Source organism: Nocardia colli, assembly GCF_008704205.1.
Lineage (GTDB): Bacteria > Actinomycetota > Actinomycetes > Mycobacteriales > Mycobacteriaceae > Nocardia > Nocardia colli.
The window spans coordinates 21215-34645 of record NZ_VXLC01000017.1; the positions used below are offsets into that span (position 1 = coordinate 21215).

A 13431-nucleotide genomic window follows, 5' to 3' on the forward strand; every position below is an offset into this window, starting at 1 on the left:
GCGGCCGCCGCGAGCCGCGTACCAGCGGCGACCCGAGTCGATTGCCGTGGCGCCGGAGCCAGGCCGTAGGCTCGAAAACTGTGCCGAACACGTCAGACCACACCGCCGACCAGGCGGTATCCGCGACCGCCGCGTCCAATGAGGGCGACCCGAACTATCTGGTCGGGCTCGATCTCGACGGGCGCCGCGTCGTCGTGGTCGGGGGCGGGACGGTGGCGCAGCGCAGGCTCGGGCTGCTGATCGCGTCCGGCGCGGACGTGCACGTGATCAGTCGCGAGGTGACGCCGGCGGTCGAGGGGATGGCGACCTCCGGGCAGATCACCGTCACGCTGCGGCCTTATGCGGAGGGCGACCTGGATGGCGCTTGGTATGCGATCGCCTGCACCGACGAGCCGGAGACCAACGCGGCCGTGGTCGAAGAAGCCACTCGTCGCCGCATCTTCTGCGTGCGGGCCGACATCGCCCGGCTCGGCACCGCGGTCACGCCGGCCACTGCTCGTTATGACGGCATGACCCTCGGCGTGCTGGCCGGCGGGCAGCACCGCCGCTCGGCCGCGGTGCGCAACGCGCTGCTCGAGGCGCTGCAATCCGGTGTGGTGACCGATGATTCGACGCCGATCACGCCGGGTGTCGCGCTGGTCGGCGGCGGGCCCGGCGACCCGGACCTGATCACGGTGCGCGGCCGTCGGCTGCTCGGGCGGGCGAACCTGGTGGTCGCCGACCGGCTCGCGCCGCCGGAACTGCTGGCCGAACTCGGCCCCGACGTCGAGGTGATCGACGCGGCGAAGATCCCGTACGGGCGGGCGATGGCCCAGGACGCGATCAATGCCGCGCTCATCGAGGGTGCCAAGGCCGGCAAGTTCGTCGTCCGGCTCAAGGGCGGCGATCCCTATGTCTTCGGCCGCGGTTTCGAAGAACTCGAGGCCTGCGTCGACGCGGGCATCCCGGTCACCGTGGTCCCCGGCATCACCAGTCCGATCTCGGTCCCCGCGGCCGCGGGCATTCCGGTGACCCATCGCGGCGTCACCCACGAATTCGTCGTGGTCAGCGGCCATGTCGCCCCTGATCACCCGGACTCGCTGGTCGACTGGCCCGCCCTCGCCCGCCTCCGCGGCACCATCGTCCTGATGATGGCCGTCGAACGCATCGAGCAGTTCGCCACGGTCCTCATCGAGAACGGCCGCGCCGCGACCACCCCGGCCACGGTCATCCAGGAAGGCACCATGCGCACCCAGCGCGTCCTGCGCGCCGACCTCGGCACCGTCGCCGCCCGGGTCAAGGAGGAAGCCATCCGCCCGCCCGCCATCGTGGTCATCGGCCCCACCGCAGGTTTCTCCGCGGACAGCTGAAGCTCGGCGGGCCGCCGATACCGCGTGAAGGGCCCGGGTCAGTACAGTGGCTCACTGTGCTCGAGAATCCCGCTGCGACGATGCAGTATCCGATGAAGCAGCGGGCCTTCGGGCTCGCCATCCTTGTGCTGAGCGGGCTGCAACTGATGGTGGTGCTGGACGGCACCGTGGTGATCTTCGCGCTGCCCCGGTTGCAGGAGGAGATGGGGCTGTCCAGCGCGGGTAGCGCGTGGACGGTGACCTCCTACGGCCTGACCTTCGCCGGGCTGATGCTGCTCGGCGGCCGGCTCGGCGACGCGTTCGGGCGCAAGCGGATGCTGATCATCGGCGTCGCGCTGTTCACCTTCGCCTCGCTGCTGTGCGGGCTGGCGCAGAACGAGGGCATGCTGCTGGCCGCCCGGGCGATTCAGGGCGCGGGCGCGGCGATCGCGGCCCCGACCGCATTCGCCCTCGTAGCAACGACTTTCGCGCCCGGCAAGGCGCGCAACCAGGCGATCGCGATCGTCGGCTCGATGGTCGGCATCGGCTCGGTCGGCGGCCTGGTGGTCGGCGGCGCGCTGACCCAGGTGTCCTGGCGCTGGATCTTCCTGATCAACGTGCCGATCGGCGTGCTGATCATCGTCGGCGCGATCTACAAGCTGGCCGACACCGCGCATCACCGCTCGCCGCTGGACGTGCGCGGCGCGATCCTCGGCACGCTCGCCTGCGCGGCCATCGTGTTCGGCGCGACCGAGGGACCCGAGATGGGCTGGGACAACCCGTTCATCATCGGCGCGCTGATCGGCGGCGTGCTGCTGCTGGTGGTGTTCGTGCTGATGGAGCGCCAGGTCGACGATCCGCTGCTGCCGTGGTCGCTGTTCGACAGCCGCGACCGGGTCGCGACCTTCCTGCTGATCTTCCTGGCCGGCGGCGTGCTCGGCGCGATGACCTTCTTCGTCGCTCAGTTCTTGCAGAACGTCATCGGCTACAGCCCGCTGCAGGCCGGCGTCGCGGCCATCCCGTTCACCATCGGCATCGGCATCGGCGGCGCGCTGGCCTCCAAGCTCGCCATGCTGTTCGCGCCGCGCTGGCTGCTGGCCGGGGCGGCGGTCGTGCTCGGCATCGGCCTGCTGTTCGGCTCGACGCTCGACGGCGACGTGGCGTACCCGACCACGCTGCTGCCGCTGCTCGTGGTGATCGGCTTCGGCGTCGGCATGGCGATGGTGCTCGCGCCGCTGTGCGTGCTGGTCGGGGTGTCCGCGGAGAACATCGGGCCGCTGTCGGCGGTGGGGCAGATGTTCATGAACCTGGCGACGCCGGTGGCCATCGGCCTGCTCACCCCGATCGCGGCCTCGCGCACGCTCTCGCTCGGCGGGCGGACCGGCAAGGTGACCGAGATGAACGCGACCGAGGTCGCCGCGCTCGGCAGCGGTTACACGCTGGTGCTGTTCGTGTGCGCGATCGTCGCGTTCGTGGCCGGGCTGGTCGCGTTGACCCTGCGGTTCACGCCGGCCCAGCTCGCGCAGGCGCAGCACGCGCAGGAAGAGGCCCAGCAGGCCTGAACCTGCCGGGCCCGGTTCTTCAGAGGCGACCGGCGACCTTGCTCGGCGTCACCCGCACGATGACGCGCGGCCCGTCGTTGACCGAGGCGGGGTTGAAGTCCAGGTACTTCTGCCCGGTGTACTTCTCCGACAGCTTGTTCGGCAGCGTCTTGTCCGGGTCCGGGGTGAGTGTGGCGGTGCCGCGGATCTCGGCGTAGGTGTACGGGTTCTCCGGCGGGTTGATCATGATGGTGATCCGCGGATCTCGGGCCAGGTTCTTGCCCTGCTGGCGATCGGTGGTGGTGGAGAACAGCAGGTCGTCGCCGTCGCGTTCGAGCCAGATGACGGTGAGGTGCGGCTGGCCGTTCGGGTTGGTCGTCGCCACCGTCGCGAACACGTTGGACTCGTCCAGATACTTCTTCAGATCTTCGGAAAGCTCAGTGGTATCGGTCACGCACAAATGGAACAGCCCGGAAGCCAACGGCATTCCGGGCTGTCGCCGAGCAGTGGTCAGGAAGCGTGCCGGTCGGCGACCGCGAGCGTGTTGTCCAGGATGGCCAGGCCCTCCTTGGCCTCGGCTTCGCTGACAATGCACGGCGGCACCACATGCAGCCGGTTGAAGTTGACGAACATCAGCAGCCCCGCGGCCTTGCACGCCGCGACGACCTCGTTCATCGCCGGACTCGTGCCGCCGTACGGCGCGAGCGGTTCGCGCGTCGCCCGATCGCGGACCAGTTCCAGCGCCCAGAACACCCCGGTGCCGCGCACCTCGCCGATGCTCGGGTGCCGCTCGGCGATCTCCCGCAGCCCGGGACCGAGGACCCGGGCGCCGATATCGGCGGCGTTCTCGATGATCCGTTCGTCAGCCATCGCGTTGATCGTCGCGACCGCGGCGGCCGTGGCCAGCGGATGACCCGAGTAGGTGAGCCCGCCCGGGTACGGCCGGTCATCGAACGTCGCGGCGATCGCCGGGCTGATCGCCACCCCGCCGAGCGGCACGTAGCCGGAGTTCACGCCCTTGGCGAAGGTGATCAGATCGGGGACGACGCCCTCGAAATGCTCTATCGCGAACCACTTTCCGGTCCGCCCGAACCCCGACATCACCTCGTCGGCGATGAAGATGATGCCGTACTTGTCGCACAGCGCCCGCACGCCCGCCAGGTAACCCGGCGGCGGAATCATGATTCCCGCTGTGCCGGGGATGGATTCGAGCACGATCGCCGCGATGGTGTTCGGCCCCTCGAACGCGATGGTCTGCTCGAGATGCGCCAAAGCGCGCTCGGTTTCCTGGGTTTCGTCGGTCGAGTGGAATTGCGTGCGGTAGAGGAACGGGCCGAAGAAGTGCACCACGCCGGCGTTGCCGTGATCGTTGGCCCAGCGCCGCGGATCGCCGGTCAGGTTGACCGCGGTCTCGGTGCCGCCGTGATACGAGCGATACCGGGCCAGCACCTTGTAGCGGCCGGTGTGCAGCCGGGCCATCCGCACCGCGTGCTCGACCGCCTCGGCGCCGCCGTTGGTGAAGAAGATCTTGTTCAGCTCGCCGGGGGTCCGCTCGGCGATCAGCCGGGCCGCCTCCGAGCGGGCGTCGTTGACGTGTGGCGGCGCCACGGTGCACAGCTTGGCAGCCTGTTCCTGGATCGCCGCAACGACTTTCGGGTGTTGATGGCCGATGTTGGTGTTCACCATCTGGGAGGAGAAGTCGAGCAGCCGGTTGCCCTCCCCGTCCCAGACGTAACAGCCCTGGGCGGCGCTGATCGTCATCGGGTTCAGGTTCGCCTGGGCGGACCAGGAGTGGAAGACGTGGCGGCGGTCGAGCTCGTACGCGCGTTCGGCGGCCGCGCGGGCGGTCTCCGGTGTCAATCCGTTCGGGAGGGTCATCGGCGAGTTCTCCTGCGTCGCTGGGATTGTGGGTTACTTGGTCGCGGGGCGGTGGCTATTTGTTCTCGGGGAAGCCGAGGTTGATCCCGCCGTGGCTCGGATCGAGCCAGCGCGTCGTGACCGCCTTACCCCGGGTGAAGAAGTGCACGCCGTCGGCGCCGTGCGCGTGCGAGTCGCCGAACAGCGAGTTCTTCCAGCCGCCGAAGCTGTAGTAGGACATGGGCACCGGGATCGGCACGTTGATGCCGACCATGCCGACCTCCACCTCGTTGTGGAAGCGCCGGGCCGCGCCGCCGTCGTTGGTGAAGATGGCGGTGCCGTTGCCGTAGGGGTTGGCGTTGATCAGCGCGAGCGCGTCGTCGTAGCTGTCCACCCGCACCACCGACAGGACGGGACCGAAGATCTCGTCGTTGTAGACGCTCATCTCGGCGTCGACATGATCGAGAATTGTCGGCCCGAGCCAGAATCCGTCCGCCGCGCCGTCGGCTTCGATGCCGCGTCCGTCGAGAACCACACTGGCGCCGGCGGATTCGCCCGCCGCGATGTATTCGGCGACCTTGTCCCGGTGCGCCCGGGTGACCAGCGGGCCCATGTCGGTGCCGCGGGTGCCGTCGCCGGTCTTGATCGTGGTGGCCCGCTCGGTGATCTTGCCGACCAGTTCGTCGGCCGCGTCGCCGACCGCGACTACGACGCTGATCGCCATGCATCGCTCACCCGCGGAACCGAATCCGGCGTTCACCGCGGCGTCAGCGGCCAGGTCCAGATCGGCGTCCGGCAGCACCACCATGTGGTTCTTCGCGCCGCCGAGCGCCTGCACCCGCTTGCCCGCGGTGGTGCCGCGCTGATAGACGTACTTCGCGATCGGGGTCGAGCCGACGAACGAGACCGCCTTGATCGCCGGGTTGTCCAGCAGCTCGTCGACCGCGACCTTGTCGCCCTGCACCACGTTGAACACGCCTGCGGGCAAACCGGCCTCGTCCCACAGCTCGGCCAGCCACAGCGACGCCGACGGATCCTTCTCACTCGGCTTGAGCACCACCGTGTTTCCCGCGGCGATGGCCAGCGGGAAGAACCACATCGGCACCATCGCCGGGAAGTTGAACGGCGAGATCACCGCGACCGGGCCCAGCGGCTGCCGGATGGAGAAGATGTCCACCTTCGTCGACGCGTTCTCGGTGTACCCGCCCTTGAGCAGATGCGGTACGCCGCAAGCGAATTCGACGACCTCCAGGCCGCGGCTCACCTCGCCCATGGCGTCGGCCAGCACCTTGCCGTGCTCGGCGGTGATCAGCTTCGCCAGGTCTTCCTTGCGCTCGTTCAGCAGCTCACGGAACCGGAACAGGACCTGCGTGCGCCGCGCCAGCGAGGCGTCGCGCCAGGCCGGGAAGGCATCGGCCGCGGCGTCGATCGCGGCGCGGGTGTCCGCGACATTCGCGAGCGCGACCTGTCCGGTCACCACCCCGGTCGCCGGATTGGTCACCGGCGCGGTCGTCTCGCTGGTGCCTGCGAAAGCCTTGCCGTCGAGCCAGTGCGCGATTGTCTGCATTTCTCCTCGATTCGATCCGTGAGCGTCGCGGTGCGTCGGCGGATGGACGCCTCCTGGGTACTACTCTGCGGCATCAACCTTTCTGGATGGGCCGACGATCTGTACGTGATTTCGGATTTCGTATTACGATTCGTCGGTGCTTCCCTCCGTGGCCGATGTGCTGGCGATGCCGGTGGTCTGCGCCGGCGAGCCGCAGGTCGTGGCGGGTGGATCGCTGGATCGGCCGGTGCGCTGGGTGCACGTCAGCGACGTGGCCGATGTGGCGCAGCTGCTGGTCGGCGGGGAACTGATTCTCACCACCGGACAGGCGATGAGCCACGGCGACATCGCGACGGCCGGATATCTGACCGCGCTGGCCGCTGCCGGGGTGGCCGGGCTGGTCATCGAGCTGGGCGGCTACGTGCCGCAACTCGCGCCGGTGGTGGCCGCGACCGCCGACGCGCTGGACCTGCCGGTGATCGTGCTGCATAAGATCACCCGGTTCGTCGAGATCACCGAGGCGGTGCACCGGGTCATCGTGGCCGAGCAGTACGCCGAACTCGAATTCGCGCGCACCGTGCACGAGACGTTCACCGACCTCAGCGTGCGCCGCGCGTCGCTCGCCGAAATCGTGAAAACCGCTGCGGGCATGCTGGATTCGTCGGTGGTGCTGGAGGATTTATCGCATCGGGTGCTGACGCTCACCGCCCGGCACGCGTCCACCTCGACGCTGCTGGACGACTGGGAGACCACCTCGCGGCTGCTGCCCGACGGCTGGGACGCGGTGGCCGTCGGACCGCATACGCAGCGGTGGGGTCGGCTGATCCTGCCCGCCAACGACGTGCCGACCGCCCGCGCCAGGATGGTGCTCGAGCGGGCCGCGCAGACTCTGACCCTGCACCGGATGATCGAGAAGGACCGCTTCGGCCTGCATCGGCAGGCACAGACCGGGCTCATCGACGACCTGGTCAACGGTCGCGTGCTGGACGAGCGGGACGCGGTGGCGCGCGCGGCCGCGCTGGGTCTGGCGCGCCGCGCCGCCTATGTACCGCTGGCCATCGACGTCGCCGCGGTCGCGGAGACCGACCCGGTCGCCAAGCAACGCCGGGCCGCCGGGATCCTCGACGCCGTCACGCACGGCCTGGGCTTGGCGAAACTGACCGCGCTGGCCGCCGCCGACCAGGGTGACCGGGTCGGCATGATTCTGGCGCTGCCCCGGTCCGGCGATCTCGACCACAGCCTGACCGCCGCCTGCACGGCGATCACCGGCGAGGTGCGTCGCGTGGACGGCGTCGAGCGGGTGGTGATCGGCGTCGGCGCGGAATCGGATTCGCTGCTCGACACCGCGCACGAACTGCCGCACGCCGCGCACGTCGCGGAAGTCGCGCTGTCCCTGAAGACTTCGGCGCCGCGGGCGTTCTACCGCAGCGGCGATGTGCGGCTGCGCGGCCTGCTCTCGTTGATCCGCAACGAACCGGGCGTGCAACGTTTCGCCGAGACCGAGCTGAGTGCGTTGCTGCGCTACGACATTCGGCACACCGCCGACCTGACCCGCACCCTGCGCCAGTTCCTCGACCTGGCCGGCAACAAGACCGAACTCGCGCGCCGGCTCAGCATCAGCAGGCCGACGCTCTACGACCGGCTCGCCCGCATCGAGCGCATCCTCGCCGTCGACCTCGAGGACGGCGAGTCGCGCACGTCGCTGCACGCCGCGCTGCTGATCCGCGACCTCACCGCCAATGCCGATCTGCCCTGAACACTCGCGCGTGACGTCGCTCACGCGCCGCCGTCGCCCGTGTCCGTTTTGGGAACATCCGAGGTCACGGGCGCGTTTGACGGCGTATGACAACCCTTGGATTGATCGGTAGCGGGAACATCGGCAGCACGGTGGCGCGGCTCGCCATCGCCGCCGGACTGGACGTAGTGCTGAGCAACTCGCGTGGTCCGGAAACCCTGGCTGATCTGGTCGCGGAGCTCGGCCCCCGGGCCCGGGCGGTGACCGCCGACGAGGCGGCCGCGGCGGGGGACATCGTGGTGGTGACCGTGCCGCTGCGCAACTACCGGCAGGTGCCGGTGGCGCCGCTGGCGGGCAAGGTCGTGATCGACACGAACAACTACTACCCGGACCGGGACGGCACGTTCCCCGAGGTCGAGGACGGGTCCACGACGACCGGCGAATTGCTGCAAAAGCAGCTGCCGACCTCGAAGGTCGTGAAGGCGTTCAACAACATCTACTTCGCCCACCTCGGTCAGCTGGCCCGCCCGATCGGCTCGCCGGATCGCACGGCGCTGCCGATCGCCGGCGACGACGCGGACGCGAAAGCCGCTGCGGCACAACTGCTCGACGTACTCGGCTACGACACCGTCGACGTCGGCCCGTTGAGCGAGAGCTGGCGCTTCCAGGTGAACACGCCGGTCTACGCGGACGCGTACGCGTCGGCACTTCCGTTCTGGGAGAACGCCGGTGCGCCCGCCGACGCCGCGAAGATTCGCGCCCTGCTGGCCGCCGCGCAGCGCTGACGGATATGCGAAACCCGGGAGCGTAGCCTGCTCCCGGGTTTCAGAATGCCGCCCAATTCGCACACCCCGGCGTCGGGATCGGATGAGCTTCAGGTTAGCGACGTGTCATACGGTTAGACCACCTCCGCATGGGCGCGGAAGACCGGAGTTGAACCGGCATCTCGTCGCGGGCATGTCCTTTCCTCATCCCGGGGTGTTCGGCGGCGAATACTCGTGCTGGAGCGAGAGTCTGAGGTTGACCACGGTTGCCTCTACCAGTTGGGCCACCCGGGCCTGGATGCCCGGAAGGGGACTCGAACCCCTACTGACGCCGTGTGATTCAGCTTTGGCTTCAGATTGAGTTTTGCGCTCCTTGCGCTTCCCCCGCACGCGGCGGGGGAGTCTGTGGGGCGCGGGGCCGATGGCGGTCGGCCCCGCGCCGGGGTCAGCGGAAGAGGTACCCGAAGATCACGTCACCGGTCTTGCGGTCGGTGACCTCGGTCCCGTTCGCCTCTTCACGCGCGAACTGCACTGCCCGCTGGAGCTTTTCGACTCGCACGGCCAGTTCGTTGATCCGCCGGGCCGGCAGCGCGCCGGAGAAGCGCACCAGCGTCCAGTAACCGACGGAGATGTCCTCGTAGTACACCTCCACCTGGGCCGGGTGCTTCTCGGTCGCCTCGGCCTTCACGTGGTTGCGCGGCACCTTCTTCGTGCGCATGGTGCGCACGGCGTCGGTGCGCCAGGTGTCGGACGAATCGTCGAACGACCACACCTCGGCCGCGTCCAGCACCGGCAGCTTCTTCACGAAGGTGTGCAGCTCGGCCAGCTGCTTCTCCAGGAACAGCAGGTAGGAGACCGGCACGTCGCGCAGCAGCACCTCGCCGTCCACCGTCACATCGGCCTTGGCCGCGGTGTTGGCCCAGTCCTTGGTCGCGGTGACGTCGAACAGGCGGGTGAGCGTCGCCGCCGTCTGCCGCAGCACCTCCTCGGACTTCACCTGCACCCGGGTGGACTCCGACGGAAGCTGCTCGCCCTCTTCGTCTTTCGGCTGATAGGTGCGCGCGAGACCGGCCAGCAGCGGCGCCTTCTGCAACGAACCGTGCGCCTCGGCCAGCTCGCGCAGGGCACCGCTCTTGATGCCCTTCTCGACCGCAATGATCTGATTCAGTTTCGTCATCTCTACCTCCCCGCCGCGCAATTCCCGCACGGTGCACCGACATTCGGCTCGAGGCCACCGAATCCTCCCGTTCCGGTAACCCCGAGCTCGGATGCCACGGTACGGACCGGGGTTGGGTCGGCGCATCTTATTTTCCGCGGGCCGGTTCGGCGCTGTGCTGTATGGCACAGGGGCCGGGGCATTGTCGGCGGCGGCGCGGTTCGTCAGACTGTGCCGATGGGGACATCGACGGAGACGGGCCTGCGCGAGCGGTGGGCGGCATTGGCGGGGGCGGAGGCCGCGGCGGTCGGGGACGACCTGATCCGGCGGTATCAGGAGCCGCATCGGCGGTATCACACGGTCGATCACCTGGCCGCGATGTTGCCGGTCATCGATGAGCTGGCCGGAGACGCCGACGATGCCGACGCGGTTCGGTATGCGGCGTTCTTTCACGACGCCGTTTACGCCGTGGACCGTGCGGACAACGAAGAGCAGAGCGCGGTGCTGGCCGAGGAGGTGCTCGAATCCCTCGGTGTGGCACCGGAACTCGTCGGCGAGGTCGCCAGGCTGGTGCGTCTCACGGCGACCCACGATCCGGCCGACGACGACCGCAACGGCGGTGTCCTGTGTGATGCGGACCTTGCCGTACTCGCCGCCGACGAACCCGGTTATGCCGCGTACACCGCCGCGGTCAGGGCGGAGTACGGGCATGTGCCCGATGCGCTGTTCCGGGCCGGACGCGCGGCGGTACTTCAGGGACTGGCTCAGCAGTCGCGATTGTTCCGAACGCCCACTGCCAGAACGCGTTACGAGGCCGCTGCCCGCGCGAACCTCCAGCGAGAACTGACGGAACTCACCGCGCCGACGACCTGACCTCGAACGCTCAGGTCAGAATCAACAACTCAGTGGGAGAAGCAATTTCGGTCTTCAGGCCGGATTTGGCAGCCACCCGGGCGAGTCCGCGAACATCGGTGGGCTCGGCGCGAGACAGGACGAGAGCGCGGGCCAGTAGCCCCTTGTGATGCTTGTTGAAGTGACTCACCACGGTCCGCGAACCATCAGGATGCTCGGTCAGGACATTGGCGGTGACCGCACCCGGAACGCGACCGAGCTGCTGATAGACCCCGGACCGCAGATCCACGACCAGCTCACCCGCCGCCTCGGCGAGCAGCGCCTCGGGCAGCGACTCCCGCCAGACCGCCGAAAGCGTCGGCAGACCGGGCAGTTTCGATCCGCCGGACAGCCGATAGGCGGGAATCGGATCACTCGCCCGCACCGCACCGAACAACGCCGACCCGATACCGAGCCGCGCATACGCCTTCGCGCGCTGCACCTTGGTGAACGAACGCGCGTCCAGCGCGTCGTAGAGCACCCCGGTATAGCGCTCCAGCGCCGGGCGTGTCGGCGAGGTCCGCAGGGCCGCATTGCGTGCGATCTCCAGGTCAGCCCCCTTGCCGAGATCCAGCACGGCGCGACTGGCGTCCGGGTCGGTGGCCAGCTTGGTCACCTCGTCGATGAGCCGGTCGCGCACCGCTGTGAGCTGCGGCATCGACAGCGCGTCGAGGTCCAGCGGAACGTCCGTACCACCGTCGGACTTGGTTTCGGAGGGAGGCAGCAGCACCAGCACGAGCGATAACGGTAATGCGCTGTGACCATCGCCGGGCCAGCGACTACCCTGTGCATCCGTGATCACCCGCCTCTCTCGACTTTTCCTGCGTACCCTGCGCGACGATCCCGCCGACGCCGAGGTGCCCAGCCACAAACTGCTCGTCCGCGCCGGATACGTGCGGCGCATCGCGCCGGGCGTCTACTCCTGGCTGCCGCTCGGCCTGCGGGTGCTGCGCCGGGTCGAGGAAGTCGTGCGCGAAGAGATGGACGCGATCGGCGCCCAGGAGATCTCGCTGCCGGCGCTGCTGCCGCGCGAGCCGTACGAGACCACCAATCGCTGGACCGAGTACGGCGACAACCTGTTCCGCCTCCAGGACCGCAAGGGCGCGGACTACCTGCTCGGCCCGACGCACGAGGAACTGTTCGCGCTCACCGTGAAGGGCGAATACAACTCGTACAAGGACCTGCCGGTCATCCTGTACCAGATCAAGGACAAGTACCGCGACGAGGAGCGTCCGCGCGCGGGCATCCTGCGTGGCCGCGAGTTCATCATGAAGGACTCCTACTCGTTCGACCTGGACGAGGACGGCCTCAAGACCAGCTACAACGCGCACCGCGAGGCGTACCAGCGGATCTTCGACCGGTTGCAGGTCCAGTACGTCATCGTGGCGGCCACCTCCGGTGCGATGGGAGGCAGCGCGTCCGAGGAGTTCTTGGCCGACAGCCCGTCAGGCGAGGACACCTACGTGCGCTGCGTCGAGTCCGGTTACGCGGCCAACGTGGAGGCCGTGGTCACCCCCGCGCCCGCGCCGCTGCCGCTGGACGGACTGGCCGAGGCGGTCGTGCACGACACCCCGGACGCCCCCACCATCGCGACGCTGGTCGACTGGGCCAACGGCGCCGGGATCGCGGAGCAGTTCGGCCGTCCGGTCACCGCGGCCGACACGCTGAAGAACGTCATGGTGAAACTGCGCCACCCGGACGGCAAGGAAGAGATCGTCGGCATCGGCATCCCCGGCGACCGCGAGGTCGACGACAAGCGCCTCGGTTCCTCGGTCGAGCCGGCCGAGGTCGAGTTGCTCACCGAGGCCGACTTCGCCGCCAATCCGTTCCTGGTGAAGGGCTACATCGGGCCGAAGGCGTTGCAGGCCAACGGTGTTCGCTTCCTGGTCGATCCGCGCGTCGGCACCGGCACCGCGTGGATCACCGGCGCCGACGCGCCGGGCAAGCACGTCGTCGGCCTGGTCGCCGGGCGCGACTTCACCCCCGACGGCACCATCGAGGCCGCCGAGGTCCGCGACGGCGATCCCTCGCCGGACGGCCGGGGCGTGCTGGTCGCCTCGCGCGGCATCGAGATCGGCCACATCTTCCAGCTCGGCCAGAAGTACACCAACGCGTTCGACGTCGACGTGCTCGGCGAGAACGGCAAGCCGGTGCGCCTGACCATGGGCTCCTATGGTCTCGGCGTATCCCGGATGGTCGCGGTGATCGCCGAGCAGCAGCACGACGACAAGGGCCTGCGCTGGCCCGCCGAGGTCGCGCCGTTCGACGTGCACGTCGTCATCGCGAACAAGGACGAGGCGGCCCGCGCAGGTGCCGAGGAGGTCGTGGCCGGCCTGCACGCCCAGGGTCTGGACGTCCTCTTCGACGACCGCACCGCCTCTCCCGGGGTGAAGTTCAAGGACGCCGAATTGCTCGGCATGCCACTGGTTCTCGTGGTCGGCCGCGGCTGGGCCGAGGGCAAGGTGGAACTGCGCGATCGCTTCACCGGCGCAGCCGACGAGATCCCCGCCGACTCGGCCGTCGACGCCGTGGTCGCGAAGGTTCGCGGCTAGTCATCGACACAGCGGCGCGGCCCCGATGGACAGCCCATCGGGGCCGCGCTGTTTTCGCACC

At 68.9% G+C, this 13431-nt stretch carries 11 protein-coding genes; 6 read left to right on the plus strand and 5 right to left on the minus strand.

The annotated features are described in order from the left end of the window. The first annotated feature begins 158 nt into the window (after positions 1-158). Together cobA and F3087_RS31320 are read left to right on the plus strand one after the other, a co-directional pair. The gene (gene cobA, locus F3087_RS31315; RefSeq protein WP_150405811.1) at positions 159-1349 is read left to right on the plus strand and encodes a uroporphyrinogen-III C-methyltransferase; all 1191 of its coding nucleotides are present in this window, start codon (positions 159-161) and stop codon (positions 1347-1349) included. Between the two features lie 80 nt (positions 1350-1429). Continuing rightward, positions 1430-2890: an MFS transporter gene (locus F3087_RS31320; protein ID WP_150405812.1), complete on the plus strand. Its 1461-nt coding sequence runs from the start codon at positions 1430-1432 to the stop codon at positions 2888-2890. A 19-nt stretch (positions 2891-2909) separates the two neighbouring features. Here the strand turns inward: F3087_RS31320 and F3087_RS31325 are convergent, their stop codons facing one another. From F3087_RS31325 to F3087_RS31335, 3 genes are read right to left on the minus strand one after another with little or no spacing between them, the layout of a single operon-like run. Further along, positions 2910-3323, minus strand: coding sequence for a PPOX class F420-dependent oxidoreductase (locus tag F3087_RS31325; RefSeq protein WP_150405704.1), 414 nt, complete (start codon positions 3321-3323; stop codon positions 2910-2912). Between the two features lie 56 nt (positions 3324-3379). Continuing rightward, positions 3380-4747 carry an aspartate aminotransferase family protein gene (locus F3087_RS31330; protein WP_150405705.1) on the minus strand — a complete coding sequence of 456 codons (1368 nt, stop codon included), beginning with the start codon at positions 4745-4747 and terminating at the stop codon, positions 3380-3382. 55 nt (positions 4748-4802) lie between these two features. Continuing rightward, on the minus strand, positions 4803-6293 hold the full coding sequence (locus F3087_RS31335) for a CoA-acylating methylmalonate-semialdehyde dehydrogenase (RefSeq protein ID WP_150405706.1): 1491 nt from the start codon (positions 6291-6293) through the stop codon (positions 4803-4805). A 136-nt stretch (positions 6294-6429) separates the two neighbouring features. Here F3087_RS31335 and F3087_RS31340 point away from each other — a divergent pair, with 136 nt between their 5' ends. Both F3087_RS31340 and F3087_RS31345 read left to right on the plus strand, forming a co-directional pair. Continuing rightward, complete coding sequence (locus tag F3087_RS31340) at positions 6430-8028, plus strand: PucR family transcriptional regulator ligand-binding domain-containing protein (RefSeq protein ID WP_150405707.1); 1599 nt, start codon at positions 6430-6432, stop codon at positions 8026-8028. 86 nt (positions 8029-8114) lie between these two features. Then, positions 8115-8792 (plus strand): NADPH-dependent F420 reductase, encoded by a 678-nt coding sequence (locus F3087_RS31345; RefSeq protein WP_150405708.1) that lies wholly within the window; start codon positions 8115-8117, stop codon positions 8790-8792. A gap of 424 nt (positions 8793-9216) precedes the next feature. Here F3087_RS31345 and F3087_RS31350 read toward each other — a convergent pair whose 3' ends face one another. Further along, a complete protein-coding gene (locus F3087_RS31350; protein ID WP_150405709.1) occupies positions 9217-9948 on the minus strand; it encodes a DUF7873 family protein in 732 nt (243 codons plus the stop codon). A gap of 216 nt (positions 9949-10164) precedes the next feature. Here F3087_RS31350 and F3087_RS31355 point away from each other — a divergent pair, with 216 nt between their 5' ends. Beyond that, complete coding sequence (locus F3087_RS31355; RefSeq protein WP_150405710.1) at positions 10165-10800, plus strand: HD domain-containing protein; 636 nt, start codon at positions 10165-10167, stop codon at positions 10798-10800. Between the two features lie 10 nt (positions 10801-10810). Here the strand turns inward: F3087_RS31355 and yaaA are convergent, their stop codons facing one another. Beyond that, complete coding sequence (yaaA, locus tag F3087_RS31360) at positions 10811-11554, minus strand: peroxide stress protein YaaA (RefSeq protein ID WP_150405711.1); 744 nt, start codon at positions 11552-11554, stop codon at positions 10811-10813. Positions 11555-11612: 58 nt separating this feature from the next. Here yaaA and F3087_RS31365 point away from each other — a divergent pair, with 58 nt between their 5' ends. Beyond that, complete coding sequence (locus F3087_RS31365; RefSeq protein ID WP_150405712.1) at positions 11613-13370, plus strand: proline--tRNA ligase; 1758 nt, start codon at positions 11613-11615, stop codon at positions 13368-13370. Positions 13371-13431 lie beyond the last annotated feature (61 nt).